Below are 12,620 nucleotides of genomic sequence, written 5' to 3' on the forward strand. Positions count from 1 at the left end.
GCCCCCCCGCCCGCGGCGCTTTTTCATTCCGGATCGTTCATCACGTCCAGCGCGATCTCCGCGCGCGGCTTGCGGTCGTACACGCGCAGCGTGACTTCGCCGTCGCCGATCTCGAACACGGCGGTGGCCAGCGTGTTCTCGCCATCGGGGTCATGCCGGTCCGTGCGCAGGATCGGCAATGCGCCCTCGGTATCGTGCAGCGCGGCCAGCAGCTCGGCGCCGCCGGTCGCGGGCGACCAGCTGTCGACGATGCCTTCGATGCGGTGCTGGCGCGCGCGCGACGAATCGGTGACGACCTGCGGCAGGCCGGCGGTGTCGGCGTGGATCATGTGGTTGGCGTGGCCGTAGCGCGCGCCGATCTCCTGTATCGAGACATCGCCGGGCAGCACTTCGACGCTGAACAGCCTGGCGTCCTGCGCCGAGCCCAGCGTGTGATGAAAGCCGCCGGCGCAGGGCGTGGCGCGCAGCAGCTGCACGGCCTCTTCCAGCGTGGCGCAGTCCAGCGCCGCGCGCGCCAGGAACATGCGCGGCACGCCTTCATGCCGTTGGCGCGCGCGCAGGTTGTTGATGGTCTGGACCAGTCCGGCGCGGTTGGCGCCGAAGGTATGGCCCGGCAGCGAGCCGGGGTAGTAGAAGCCGAGATAGCCGGGCGCGTCATCCAGCGCCACATCCACCAGGTGGCAGCGGCCATACAGATAGGGGTCGCCATCTTCGTTGTGGCCGATCCAGCGCGTGCCATCCGCCGACTTCAGGGCCGCCGAGGTGCAGCCGTCGGTGGTCTTGTGCAGCAGGTCGCCGCGACAGTTCCACAGGAGCGCGTCGGCCAGCGGCATGTCCAGGCCCTCGGCCAGCCCTTCGAATTCTTCCCATACCGCTGGCAGCGCCGCCCTGGCCTGCGCCGCCAGCGCGTCCAGGTAGGGATGCCCGCGCCATGGGCGCAGCGTTTCCCAGGTCTCGCTCTGGTCCAGGTAGGCGGACATCAGCGGGCGGGCCAGCTTGCCCAGCGCCTGTCCGACCTGCCGGCGCGTGCCGGCGATGCGTACATGCTTGTATGGCATGGGGGATTCTCCGGGGTGTCATGCGGATTGTAATTTTTCTAAGCTCTGGCGGGTGGGGACGGATGCGTTAAGATCGCCAATGCGTTGTGCCGGCGATCCCGGCGCTACCCCAGGAATCATGCCCCGACGACAAACCCGGGGGGCCTCGAGCGTCCCCCAAGAGGAGAGTTACATGATCAAACGCAAGTTCGCCGCCGCGCTGGTCGGCTTGTCCGTCGCCATGTTCGGCGCCGCCTCGTCAGCCCAGGCCAAGGAGCTGGTCGTGGCCACCGATACGGCTTTCGTGCCGTTCGAGTTCAAGCAGGGCAATACCTACACCGGCTTCGACGTGGATCTGTGGGCGGCCATCGCCAAGGAACTGAAGCTTCAGTACAAGCTCCAGCCCATGGACTTCAACGGCATCATTCCGGGCCTGCAGACCAAGAACATCGACGTGGCGCTGGCCGGCATCACCATTCGCGACGACCGCAAGAAGGTCATCGACTTCTCCGATCCCTACTACGAAAGCGGCCTGGCCATCCTGGTCGGCGACAAGAACACCGACATCAAGGACGCCAAGTCCCTGTCTGGCAAGACCGTCGCCGTCAAGACCGGCACCGCCACGGTGGACTTCCTGAAGGCCCAGGTGCCTGACGCCAAGCTGAAGCTGTTCCCCAACATCGATAACGCCTATCTCGAGCTGGCCACGGGCCGCGTCGACGCCGCCGTGCACGACACGCCCAACGTGCAGTACTACGCCAACACCGCCGGCAAGGGCCGCGTGAAGGTGGTGGGCTCGGTCAAGAGCGGCGACTTCTATGGCATCGCCTTCCCCAAGGGCAGCGATCTGGTCCCGCAGGTGAACAAGGCGCTGGCCACGCTCAAGGCCAACGGCGAGTACGACGCCATCTACACCAAGTGGTTCGGCAAGAAGCCCTGAGCTTTGCCGCGTTTGGTTTTTCGGTAGTTCGGGGTTGCCCGGCAGCGGTTCGATCCGGTCGTTTCCTGTGGGACGGCCGGATCCGGCAAAGGGCGGCCCCGGGCCGGCCGGCGCCGGCCGGCATCCCCGCCTGGTAGCGGCGCGCATGGGCGCCTGAGGGGGAAATCGTGGAATTCGACTGGTCAGTCATCCGGGACGCGCTGCCCAATTTGCTGGAAGGGACCTTGATGACCGTCAAGATCACCTTCTGGGGCTTGTTCGGCGGGTTCCTGCTCGGCGCGCTGTCCGGCGTGGTCCGGGCCTACGGGCATCCCATCCTGTCCGGCATCGCCCAGGTGTACGTCGCGGTCATCCGCGGCACGCCCATCGTGGTGCAGGTGATGTTCATCTATTTCGCCTTGCCCATCATGGCTGGAATCCGGGTGGACGCGGAATGGGCGGCCATCGTCACGCTGATGATCAATTCGGGCGCCTACATCTCCGAGATCGTGCGCGGGTCGCTGCTGTCCGTGCACAAGGGACTGAAGGAAGCCGGGCAGGCCATGGGGCTGCCGTTCCACAAGATCCTGCTGCACATCATCGGGCCGGTGGCGTTCCGCCGCATGATCCCGCCGCTGGGCAACCAGTGCATCATCAGCCTGAAGGACTCCTCGCTCTTCATCGTGATCGGCGTGGCGGAACTGACGCGGCAGGGCCAGGAAATCATGGCCGCCAACTTCCGTGCGGTCGAGATCTGGTCCGCGGTGGCCATCGTCTACCTGATCCTGACCGGTGCGATGGCGCTGGGCCTGCGCCTGCTGGAAAAGAGGATGCGCATACTATGAGCATGGTTGAATTCCACAACGTCACCAAGCGCTTCGGCGAGTCCTTGGTGCTGAACGACATTTCGCTGAACATCGACGCGGGCGAAGTCGTGGTGGTGGTCGGGCCGTCGGGCTCGGGCAAGTCCACCTTCCTGCGTTGCATCAACGTGCTGGAGACCATCAACGGCGGCGACCTGCTGGTCGACGGCCTGAGCGTGAAGGGTGACGCGGCCCAGGTGCGCGAGATCCGGCGCGAGGCCGGCATGGTGTTCCAGCAGTTCAACCTGTTCCCGCAGATGACGGCGCTGGAGAACGTCATGTTCGGGCCCGTCCACACGCGCGGCATGGGCCGGGACGAATCGCGCAAGCTGGCCCAGGAACTGCTGGGCAAGGTCGGCCTGGCCGAGCGCATGAACCACTATCCGTCTGAGTTGTCGGGCGGCCAGCAGCAGCGGGTGGCCATCGCCCGCGCATTGGCGATCAAGCCCAAGCTGATGCTGTTCGACGAGCCGACCTCGGCGCTGGATCCGGAGCTGCGGCACGAAGTGCTGAAGGTCATGAAGGACCTGGCCGAGGAGGGCATGACCATGGTGGTCGTGACCCACGAGATGGAGTTCGCCCGCAAGGTCGGCAGCCGGCTGATCTTCATCGACGGCGGCAAGGTGGCCCATGACGGTCCGCCCACGGAGCTGCTGGGCAATCCGCCCAGCCAGCGCCTGCGGGATTTCCTGCAGCACGTGGCCTGAGCATTGCTGCCGGACGCCGGCCCGCGCCGGCGGCGGCAGACCTGAAAGAGCGGACTTCGTCCGCTCTTTTTCATTCAGGCTCGCAAGAAGGGTGGTTCCGGCCATCCTCTCGGGCTGTTCGCCCTGGCTGTTCTTGCAGGCTCGCGATCCGGCGCGGCGGACCGCTAGCCCGTTCGTTTATTTGTTGAATCGTATGTTTCATGGTATCCACCTATAGATCAAACGTTTCATAAATCCTACGATGCGTTCCTGACCACGACGCGGCTATCGGATGCACGCGCATGGCTGTCTATGGGGAAAGGAGCGTGACATGAGCATCGCCAGCAACGCGGGGCAAGCAGGGAGCATGGGCATGGGCGCGGCCGCGCCGGCCAGCGCGGAACGGGCGGCGTCCGCCTATGCCAAGGTGACGCGGCGCATCGTGCCGTTCATCGTTCTCTGCTACTTCTTCAGCTACCTGGATCGCGTCAACGTCGGCTTCGCCAAGCTGCAGATGCAGCAGGCGCTGGGCTTGAGCGACGTGGTCTACGGCATCGGCGCAGGGATCTTCTTCTGGGGCTACATGTTGTGCCAGGTGCCCAGCAGCCTGTTGATCTACAAGCTGGGCATGCGGCGCTGCATGGCGGCCATCATGATCCTGTGGGGCCTGGTGTCGGCGGGCACCATGCTGGTGACGACCCCCACCGAGTTCTATGTGGCGCGTTTCCTGCTCGGCGTCACCGAGGCGGGGTTCTTCCCGGCCGCCGTCATGTACCTGAACAAATGGTATCCGGCGGATCGCCAGGCGCGCATCATGTCCATCCTGTTCCTGGCCATGCCGCTGGGCATGGTGCTGGGCGGGCCGATTTCGGGCGCGCTGATGACGGGCACGCATGACCTGCATGGCCTGCAAGGCTGGCAATGGATGTTCCTGCTGGAAGCCTTGCCCGCGATCCTGCTGGGGCTGCTGGTGCTGCGCATGCTGCCGGAATCGCCGCAGTCCGCCGCGTGGCTGACGCCGGAGGAAGCGGCCGCCGTCAGCGGCGCGCTGTCGGCCGAGAACGCGCGCAAGAGCAGCCGTCTCGTGGACGCGCTGAAGAATCCGATCCTGTGGATGCTGATGGTCATCTGCCTGTTGTTCAATATCGGCAACTACGGGCTGGTGTTCTGGCTGCCCACCATCATCCAGTCGACCGGCATGCAGTCGCCGCTGGAGATCGCCTTCCTGACGGCGATTCCCTACGGCGTGGCCTGCGTCGTGATGAACCGCAATGCCGCGCACGCCGAGCGCAGCGGCGAGCGCCGGCTGCACACCGCGATACCGATGCTGGTGGCGGCCGCGGGCATGTGGGCCAGCACGCTGTTCCCGCACAATACGGTGGCGGCGATGGTGTTCCTGACCGTCGGCGTGTCCGGCCTGATGGCCACGCTGGCCATGTTCTGGGGGCTGCCGGGCCGCATCCTGGCCGGCACCGCCGCGGCCGGCGGCATCGCCCTGATCAATAGCGCCGCAAGCCTGGCCGGGCTGATCGGCCCGGTGCTGATGGGCGGCGTCAAGCAATGGACCGGCAGCATCTCGATCGCGGTGCTGGTGCTGGCCGCGCTCATGCTGGCGGCGGCCCTGCTGATTCTTGCGATCCCGAAGCGCCTGATGGCGGCGGGGGCGGTGCGATGACGCCGGTCCTGACGGATTCGCAGCCGTCGTCGGACCCGCAGGCCAGGGTGGAAATCGTGCTGCGCGGCCTGGAGGGCGCGGTGTCCGCCGAGGATGCCGGGGCGGCGGCCGATCTGGTGCGCAACATGGGGCGCATGGTCCTGGCGCTGGAACAGGCCCTGGCGGAATCGGCGCGCGTCGACGCCAGGGAGGGCGACAAGCATGGCGCCTGAACGTAGCGCGGCGGCGATCCGCGATGCGTTCTTGAGCGGCAGGCGCAGCGCTGTACAGATCACGGCGGATTGCCTGGCGCGGGCAACGGCGGCGCAGCGCTTCAATGTGTTCTCGCGCGTGCTGGAGACCGAGGCGCTGGCGGCGGCGCGTGCGCTGGACCGCCGGCTGGCCGCAGGCCTGGCCATGCCGGCGCTGGCCGGGGTGCCGTTCGTGGCCAAGAACCTGTTCGACCTGCGCGGCCATCCCACGCTGGCCGGCGCGGCGCCACGGCAGGCGGACGCGCCCGCCGCGCGGGACGCGGCCGTGCTGCGGGCCTTGCTGGACGCCGGCGCGGTGCCCATCGGCCTGACGCATATGGACGAGTATGCCTGCGGCGCGACGGGAGAGAATGTGATCGGCGGCGCGGTGCGCAATCCCTGGGATCCTTCGAGGATAACGGGCGGCTCATCGGCGGGCACGGCCGCCGCGATCGCGGCCGGCGTGGTCCCGCTGGGCCTGGGCTCCGACACCAATGGCTCGATTCGCGCGCCGGCTGCGTTCTGCGGCATCTGGGGCTTGCGTCCGGGCACTGGCCGCCTGTCCACGCAAGGTTGTTTTCCTTATGCGGAAAGCCTGGATGCGGCGGGGCCGATGGCGGCGGACGCCGGCAGCCTCGCCCTGGCTTGGCGGGCATTGCGCGGCGGGGCGTCGGATGCGCTGGTCAGTGGTCATGGCCGACTGCGGATTGGAGTGCTACGGGCCGGCTTCGCGGAGCATGCCGAGCCGCAAGCCTGGAACGCGGTGCTGCGCGTGGCGGCAGCGTTCACGTCCGCGCGCATGATAGACCTGCCGGATGTGGACCGCGCGCGCGACGCGGCCAGCATCATTTCCGCCTACGAGGTCGCGCGCAATCATCTGCGGCATGGATTTGCCGGGCGTCATGCCGGCTATAGCGCGATGGTCAGGCAGCGGATGTTGGCCGGCCTTGCCTTGCCGGACGATTGGTACCGTACCGCGCAGGCCTGGCGGCGGGTCTGGCGCGCGCGTATGCAGACCCTGTTCCAGGGCGTGGATCTGCTGCTGACTTGCGCCACGCCGTATGCCGCGCCGCCAGTCGGCGCCGAACGTCTGGTCGGCGAGCAGGGGCGCATCTATGCGCCGCGCGCGGACGCCGGGCATATGACGCGGCCGGTGTCGCTGGCGGGCCTGCCCGTCGTCGCGGCGCCGGTAGCCGTGCCGGGCGCGGACATGCCCCTGGGCGTGCAGCTGATCGGTCCGCCTGGGGGCGAGGCTCCATGCCTGGCTGCGGCCATGCGCCTGGAAGAGGAGGGCGTGTGCGGTTTTCCCGCTCAGCCTCGGCCGGCGGACGGCAGGTAGGCGCCGCTGCGGTGCAGCTGTTCTTCCGCCTGTTTCAGGGTCTTGATCGCCCCCTTGCCCTCCTGCGCCAGCAGTTGCTGCACCAGCGCTTCCACCAGGGCCATGCCGGCGCTGATCGACGGGAAGAAAGATGGGCTGTCCACCGAGAACACCAGCGTGCAGTCGGCCTTCAGCGCGATCGGCGCGGCCACGCTGTCGCTCAGCGCGATGACCTTGCTGCCGGCGCGGCGCGCGGCCTCGGCGACGCGGACGATTTCCTGGGAGTAGGGCGCGAAACTGGTCATGAGCACCGCATCGTCCGGCTTCAGGGCCCGCAGGTCCATTTCCAGCGTGCCGGCGTCGCCGCGTACCAGGTGCACGGAATCGCGGAACAGACGGTACAGATAGTGAAAGCCGAAGGCGATCGGGTAGCTGGAGCGGAAGCCGGCCACGTGAACGGTGCTGGCGCCGGCCAGGATGGCGGCCGCCTGCGCCAGCGCCTTGGCGTTGGCGGCGCCGGTCTGCTCCAGGTTGCGGTGCTGCGCCTGCAACATGGTTTCCAGCATCCGGTCGGACCCGCTTTCACGCACCAGCCTTTGTGCGCGTTGCGCATAGGGCTGCGGACCGCCACGGAGGGCCTCGACGAAGACCAGCCGCAGGCTTTGCCAGCCGTCATAGCCCAGATGCTGCGCCAGGCGCACCAGCGTGGCCGGCTGCACGCCGGCGTCCGCCGCGATCTTGCGCATCGACAGCAGCGGCACTTCGCTGGGATGGTCGAGCAGATGGCGCGCACCGCTTTGCAGCTGGGCGCTGAGCTCGCCGAACTGCTCGCGCAGCGCGGCGAGCAGGGCGTCCAGGGAGTGGGGCGGCGTGGCGGGCGATGGCGGCATGGTCTGGGTGGCGGGATTGAGCGTGAAACGATTGTTGCATAGGCCCGGCCTCCCGTGTTGCGGCGGGGCGAGATGTTCTAGGATCGCGCTGTAGCGGCGCGCAAGCGTGAAGGGTCGCCGCGAGCGCGGCGACGCAATGAAGGGAGGTAAGCATGGAAAACAAGAGGGCAGGCCAGCGAGCGGAGGCAGAGCTGTTGTTCCGGCGCGCCACGGTGGTCGACGGAACCGGCGCATCGCGACGCCGCGCGGACGTGGCGGTCGCCAGCGGCAGGATCGTGGCGGTGGGCGAGCTGGCAGGCTGGCGCGCTGATCGCATCATCGAGGCGGACGGACGCGTGCTCGCGCCGGGCTTCATCGATACCCATACCCATGACGACGGCTACCTGCTGGTGCATCCGCACATGAAGCCCAAGGTGTCGCAGGGAATCACGACCGTGGTGACCGGCAATTGCGGCATCAGCGTCGCACCGCTGGTCCACGCCGATCCGCCGCAGCCGCTGGACCTGATGGGGCCACCGGCGCTGTTCCGCTTCGAGACCTTCGGCGCATGGCTGGACGCGCTGCGGGACCAGCCCGCCAACGTCAACGTGGCGCCGCTGGTGGGGCATTCCACGCTGCGGGTTCGCGCCATGCGGGACGTGTCGGGGGCGGCTACGCCGCAGGAAATCGAGGCCATGCGCGCCGAAGTGGAACTGGCGCTGCGCGCGGGCGCGTTCGGCGTGTCCACCGGCACCTTCTATCCGCCCGCGGCGGCGGCCTCCGAGGCGGAGATCATCGCGGTCTGCGAGCCGCTGAAGCGGCTGGGCGGCATCTACTCCACCCATCTGCGTGATGAGACGGACGATATCATCGCGTCCATCGAGGAAGCCCTGCGGGTCGGACGCGCGCTCGATTGCATGGTGGTGTTCTCGCATCACAAGGTCGCTGGCAAGCGCAATTTCGGGCGGTCCGAGCAGACGCTGGCAATACTGGCCGAGGCCGCGCGCTCGCAGCCGCTATGCCTGGACTGTCACCCTTATCCGGCCACGTCCACCATGCTGCGGCTGGACCGCGTCAGCCAGTCGTCGCGCACCATGATCACCTGGTCCAAGGGCTATCCGGAAGCGGGCGGGCGCGACTTTCACGAATTGATGGCCACGCTGGGCCTGGACGAGGCCGGCCTGCTGGAAAAACTGAAGCCGGCCGCCGCGATCTATTTCGTGATGGACCCGGGCGACGTGGAACGCATCGCCCGCTACCCGCTGACCCTGTTCGGCTCCGACGGCCTGCCGTTCGATCCGCGCCCGCATCCGCGCCAGTGGGGCACCTTCCCGCACATCCTGGCAAAGATGGTGCGCGAGTCCGGCCTGATGACGCTGGAACAGGCCATCCACAAGATGACCGGCCAGGCCGCGCAACAATACGGCCTGCAGGACCGCGGCCGCATAGAAACCGGCTGCCACGCCGACCTGGTCCTGTTCGACCCGGACCGCATCCAGGACCGCGCCACTTTCGAAGATCCGATACAGGTCAGCGAGGGCATCGAAGGCGTATGGCTCAACGGTAGCCAGACCTGGGACGGCCACCAGACGCTACCCGCCCGTACAGGCCAGGTACTGCGCCGCGCGACCAGCCCCGCCTGAACGGCGGGGCTGCCAGGCGGGGGGGGGGCAACTACAGGAATCTGTGGGCAATAGAAAACAGACCGCCACAAGAACAGGTGCCCCCAAATCGGGATGTCACGGATCCGGCTCCGCCGGTCCGTAGACATGCCCCCTAGAGGGGGAAGCGCGCAGCGCTTCGGGGGTGGGTCACCCTTTCACTCGGACGATCTTCTGCACCTGCGGCACGTGGCGGATGGCGCGGATCACCTGGGCCAGGTGCTTGCGGCTGTCGACCTGGATGGTCAGGTGCAGCGACACCGTGGCAACCGCGTCGTCGTGCATCGTGACGTGGACGATATTGGCGTCGGCGGCCGTGACCTCGGCGGCCAGCCGGCCCAGCACGCCGCGCTCGTTGCGCGTGACGATGTCCAGGCGGGTGGCGAGGTGCTTGGCCGTGTGCGTGTCCCAGCCCACATTGATCCAGCGTTCCGGTTCGCGCAGGCGCTGGCGCATGGCCACCGGGCAGTCGGCGGTGTGCACGACCAGACCGTGGCCCATGCGCATGCCGGCGATGATGGGGTCGCCGGGCAGGGGGCCGCAGCAGGGCGCGAGCTGCACCGCCTGGCCTTCGTTGCCCTGGATCAGGATGGGCGCGCTGCGGGCCGAGGTCAGCTCGTCCACCGCGGCGGCGGTGGTGGCGACCAGCTGGTGCTCGGGCGCGAAGCGGCGCGCGACCACGGCGGCCAGGCGCTTGCCCAGGCCGATGTCGGCCAGGATTTCCTCGCGCGAGCTGGCGCCGGTGCTGCGCGCCAGCTTCTGCCAGGCGGGATCGTCGGTGGCGGGCAGCGGCATGTGCAGTTCCTGCATGGCCTGGCCCAGCAGGCGCTCGCCGAAGGCGACCGATTCCTCGTATTTGACGGTGCGCAGGTAGTGGCGGATCTCGGAGCGCGCGCGTCCGGTGCGCACGTAGTTCAGCCACTGCGCGTTGGGGCGCGAGGCCGGCGAGGTGACGATTTCCACCGTGTCGCCGCTGCTCATTTCGGTGCGCAGCGGCACGAACTCGCCGTTGACCTTGGCGGCCACGGCCTGGTTGCCGATGTCGGTGTGAATCGCGTAGGCGAAGTCCACCGGCGTGGCGCCGCGCGGCAGCGAGATGATCTTGCCGCGCGGGGTGAACACATAGACAGCGTCGGGGAACAGGTCGACCTTGACGTGCTCCAGGAACTCGCCGGAATCGCCGGTCTGGCTTTGGATGTCCAGCAGCGATTGCAGCCACTGGTGAGTGCGCTTCTGCAGGTCGTTGAGGGTCAGGTCGGCGCCCTTGTACAGCCAGTGCGAGGCCACGCCTTCCTCGGCCACATGGTGCATGTCGCGGGTGCGGAACTGGAATTCCACCGGCGTGCCGTAGGGGCCGACCAGCGTGGTGTGCAGCGACTGGTAGCCGTTTACCTTGGGAATGGCGATGTAGTCCTTGAACTTGCCGGGCACCGGGCGATACAGCTGGTGCAGCGTGCCCAGCGCCAGATAGCACTCGGGCAGGGTGTGGACGATGACTCGGAAACCGTAGATGTCCAGCACGTCCGAGAAGGATTTTTTCTGGTCGACCATCTTGCGGTAGATGCCGAACAGGGTCTTCTCGCGGCCAGTGACCTCGGCCTCGATGCCGGCGGCGGGCAGGGCGGCGCGCACCGAATCGGCGATCTTGCTGATGACCTCGCGGCGGTTGCCTCGCGCGGCCAGCACGGCCTTGTACAGCACCTGGTAGCGGTTCGGGTGCATGGCCGCGAAGCACAGGTCCTGCAGTTCGCGGAACAGCAGGTTCAGGCCCAGACGATGCGCAATGGGCGCATAGATATCCAGCGTCTCGCGCGCGATGCGGCGGCGCTTTTCGGGGTTGACCGCGTCCAGCGTGCGCATATTGTGCAGCCGGTCGGCCAGCTTGATCAGGATGACGCGCACGTCGCGCGCCATCGCCAGCAGCATCTTGCGGAAGCTCTCGGCCTGCTGTTCGGCCTTGGTGGCGAAGTCCAGCCGGTCCAGCTTGGACAGGCCGTCGACCAGCTCGGCGACCTCGGGGCCGAACTTCTCGGCGAGTTCCGTCTTGGTGACGCCCTGGTCTTCCATCACGTCGTGCAGCAGCGCGGCCGACAGGGCGTTGACGTCGAGCTTCCAGCCCGCGCAGATTTCAGTGACGGCGATGGGGTGAGAGATGTAGGGCGAGCCGCTCGCGCGGAATTGGCCCAGATGCGCCTGATCGGCGAAGCGGTAGGCTTCGCGCACGCGTTCTACATCTTTCTTGTCGAGATAGCTGCCGATGATTTCGGTCAGCGGCGCCAGTGAGGCGACGGGCGATGCCGTCGCGTCGGCCGCCTCCTGGGCGGCGACGGAAGGCGGTGGAGGCGGGGTCTTGTCTTTCTTGCCCGTGCGCCGTCCCAGACGGGAGCCGGCGCGCAGGGCGGCAAGCAGACCTGATGAAGCGTACTTCAGCCCGGGAAAAGCCATGCGTGCCGCCCCCCGGAGAGAATCAGGTCGGAACTTTGCGGAGCATTTCCACGCCGGTGAGGCCGCCCGCGATTTCGCGCAGCGCAGTGACCGTGGGCTTGTCTTTGCTGTCCAGGCGCGGGGCATGGCCCTGCGCCAGCTCGCGGGCGCGGTAGGTCGCGGCCAGCGTGAGCTTGAAACGGTTGGGGATCTGGTTCAGACAGTCTTCGACGGTAATGCGAGCCATTAGGACACCTGGTGCTGATGGAAATGGGAGGAAATGCTTGCGTTTCAGTGCGCCGCCGGGATGCCGAGCTGCGCGAACAGCGGAGCGTGGCGGGCGGCCTGAGACGAAAAGCGCAGCCGCGCGGCGCTGACGATTTGGGTCAGTTCCGACAGGGCCACGCTAAATTCTTGATTAATAATAACATATTCGCATTCCGGAGCGTGCGCGATTTCACCGCCCGCCGCCATGAGCCGGCGCGCGATGACTTGCGGCTCGTCCTGGCCGCGCGCCTTGAGCCGGGCTTCGAGTTCCTCGATCGACGGCGGCAGGATGAAAATGCCGATGGCGCCCGGAAAGCGCTGCTTGACCTGGCGCGCGCCCTGCCAGTCGATCTCGAGCAGCACATCGCGTCCTTCGCGGGTGGCGGCGTCGATGCGGTCGCGGGGCGTGCCGTAGAAATTGCCATGCACCTCGGCCCATTCCAGCAGGGCCTGATCGTCGCGCATGCGCTTGAAATCGTCGACCGCCACGAAGCGATATTCGCGACCGTCTTCTTCGCCGGGACGCGGCGCGCGCGTGGTGCAGGAAACCGAGAGCAGGATGGAAGTGTCTTGCTGGAGCAGGGCCCTGACCAGGCTGGATTTACCCGCGCCGCTGGGCGCGACGACCATGAAGACGTTTCCGGAATTGGCGTGCATGAATAGATGACGAG

The 12,620-nt window shown here is 67.5% G+C and carries 12 protein-coding genes; 7 read left to right on the top strand and 5 right to left on the bottom strand.

The window, feature by feature from the left end:
* Nucleotides 1-23: 23 nt before the first annotated feature.
* Nucleotides 24-1,058 carry a C45 family autoproteolytic acyltransferase/hydolase gene (locus tag ACEU5R_RS30835; protein ID WP_392413618.1) on the bottom strand — a complete coding sequence of 345 codons (1,035 nt, stop codon included), beginning with the start codon at nt 1,056-1,058 and terminating at the stop codon, nt 24-26.
* A 172-nt stretch (nt 1,059-1,230) separates the two neighbouring features.
* On the opposite strand from ACEU5R_RS30835, the gene glnH reads away from it, so the two are divergent.
* The 6 genes from glnH (at nt 1,231) to ACEU5R_RS30865 (ending at nt 6,749) form a co-directional block, all read left to right on the top strand.
* Entirely contained in the window at nt 1,231-1,977 is a 747-nt protein-coding gene (glnH, locus tag ACEU5R_RS30840) for a glutamine ABC transporter substrate-binding protein GlnH (RefSeq protein ID WP_103274548.1), read from the top strand.
* Between the two features lie 167 nt (nt 1,978-2,144).
* Complete coding sequence (gene glnP / locus ACEU5R_RS30845; protein WP_103274547.1) at nt 2,145-2,801, top strand: glutamine ABC transporter permease GlnP; 657 nt, start codon at nt 2,145-2,147, stop codon at nt 2,799-2,801.
* Nucleotides 2,798-3,526, top strand: coding sequence for a glutamine ABC transporter ATP-binding protein GlnQ (gene glnQ, locus ACEU5R_RS30850; protein WP_103274546.1), 729 nt, complete (start codon nt 2,798-2,800; stop codon nt 3,524-3,526). The genes glnP and glnQ overlap by 4 nt, the downstream gene beginning before the upstream one ends.
* A 310-nt stretch (nt 3,527-3,836) precedes the next feature.
* Nucleotides 3,837-5,180, top strand: coding sequence for an MFS transporter (locus ACEU5R_RS30855; RefSeq protein ID WP_392413621.1), 1,344 nt, complete (start codon nt 3,837-3,839; stop codon nt 5,178-5,180).
* A complete protein-coding gene (locus ACEU5R_RS30860) occupies nt 5,177-5,392 on the top strand; it encodes a hypothetical protein (RefSeq protein WP_392413623.1) in 216 nt (71 codons plus the stop codon). The genes ACEU5R_RS30855 and ACEU5R_RS30860 overlap by 4 nt, the downstream gene beginning before the upstream one ends.
* Nucleotides 5,382-6,749, top strand: a complete 1,368-nt coding sequence (locus ACEU5R_RS30865) for an amidase family protein (RefSeq protein ID WP_392413625.1) — start codon at nt 5,382-5,384, stop codon at nt 6,747-6,749. The genes ACEU5R_RS30860 and ACEU5R_RS30865 overlap by 11 nt, the downstream gene beginning before the upstream one ends.
* On the opposite strand, the gene ACEU5R_RS30870 is transcribed toward ACEU5R_RS30865, so the two are convergent.
* Nucleotides 6,722-7,618 (bottom strand): MurR/RpiR family transcriptional regulator, encoded by an 897-nt coding sequence (locus tag ACEU5R_RS30870; RefSeq protein ID WP_103274542.1) that lies wholly within the window; start codon nt 7,616-7,618, stop codon nt 6,722-6,724. The two genes, ACEU5R_RS30865 and ACEU5R_RS30870, sit on opposite strands and share 28 nt — an antisense overlap.
* A 152-nt stretch (nt 7,619-7,770) precedes the next feature.
* Between ACEU5R_RS30870 and ACEU5R_RS30875 the strand changes: the two genes are divergently transcribed.
* Nucleotides 7,771-9,240 carry an amidohydrolase family protein gene (locus tag ACEU5R_RS30875; RefSeq protein WP_392413627.1) on the top strand — a complete coding sequence of 490 codons (1,470 nt, stop codon included), beginning with the start codon at nt 7,771-7,773 and terminating at the stop codon, nt 9,238-9,240.
* Nucleotides 9,241-9,408: 168 nt separating this feature from the next.
* Here the strand turns inward: ACEU5R_RS30875 and ACEU5R_RS30880 are convergent, their stop codons facing one another.
* Genes ACEU5R_RS30880 through gmk form a run of 3 tightly spaced genes read right to left on the bottom strand, consistent with a single transcriptional unit; the run spans nt 9,409 to nt 12,606 of the window.
* Nucleotides 9,409-11,703, bottom strand: coding sequence for a bifunctional (p)ppGpp synthetase/guanosine-3',5'-bis(diphosphate) 3'-pyrophosphohydrolase (locus ACEU5R_RS30880; protein ID WP_103274540.1), 2,295 nt, complete (start codon nt 11,701-11,703; stop codon nt 9,409-9,411).
* Between the two features lie 22 nt (nt 11,704-11,725).
* A complete protein-coding gene (gene rpoZ, locus ACEU5R_RS30885) occupies nt 11,726-11,929 on the bottom strand; it encodes a DNA-directed RNA polymerase subunit omega (protein WP_006219679.1) in 204 nt (67 codons plus the stop codon).
* A 44-nt stretch (nt 11,930-11,973) separates the two neighbouring features.
* Nucleotides 11,974-12,606: a guanylate kinase gene (gene gmk, locus ACEU5R_RS30890; RefSeq protein WP_392413632.1), complete on the bottom strand. Its 633-nt coding sequence runs from the start codon at nt 12,604-12,606 to the stop codon at nt 11,974-11,976.
* Nucleotides 12,607-12,620 lie beyond the last annotated feature (14 nt).

The organism is Achromobacter sp. 413638, from assembly GCF_043119405.1.
In the GTDB taxonomy this organism is placed as follows: domain Bacteria; phylum Pseudomonadota; class Gammaproteobacteria; order Burkholderiales; family Burkholderiaceae_B; genus Achromobacter.

Excerpts from the sequence above, each read along its gene's own strand:
- ACEU5R_RS30835 (WP_392413618.1), bottom strand. The coding sequence starts at position 1,058 with ATGCCATACAAGCATGTACGCATCGCCGGCACGCGCCGGCAGGTCGGA.
- glnH (WP_103274548.1), top strand. The coding sequence starts at position 1,231 with ATGATCAAACGCAAGTTCGCCGCCGCGCTGGTCGGCTTGTCCGTCGCC.
- glnQ (WP_103274546.1), top strand. The coding sequence starts at position 2,798 with ATGAGCATGGTTGAATTCCACAACGTCACCAAGCGCTTCGGCGAGTCC.
- ACEU5R_RS30855 (WP_392413621.1), top strand. The coding sequence starts at position 3,837 with ATGAGCATCGCCAGCAACGCGGGGCAAGCAGGGAGCATGGGCATGGGC.
- ACEU5R_RS30860 (WP_392413623.1), top strand. The coding sequence starts at position 5,177 with ATGACGCCGGTCCTGACGGATTCGCAGCCGTCGTCGGACCCGCAGGCC.
- ACEU5R_RS30865 (WP_392413625.1), top strand. The coding sequence starts at position 5,382 with ATGGCGCCTGAACGTAGCGCGGCGGCGATCCGCGATGCGTTCTTGAGC.
- ACEU5R_RS30870 (WP_103274542.1), bottom strand. The coding sequence starts at position 7,618 with ATGCCGCCATCGCCCGCCACGCCGCCCCACTCCCTGGACGCCCTGCTC.
- ACEU5R_RS30875 (WP_392413627.1), top strand. The coding sequence starts at position 7,771 with ATGGAAAACAAGAGGGCAGGCCAGCGAGCGGAGGCAGAGCTGTTGTTC.
- ACEU5R_RS30880 (WP_103274540.1), bottom strand. The coding sequence starts at position 11,703 with ATGGCTTTTCCCGGGCTGAAGTACGCTTCATCAGGTCTGCTTGCCGCC.
- rpoZ (WP_006219679.1), bottom strand. The coding sequence starts at position 11,929 with ATGGCTCGCATTACCGTCGAAGACTGTCTGAACCAGATCCCCAACCGT.
- gmk (WP_392413632.1), bottom strand. The coding sequence starts at position 12,606 with ATGCACGCCAATTCCGGAAACGTCTTCATGGTCGTCGCGCCCAGCGGC.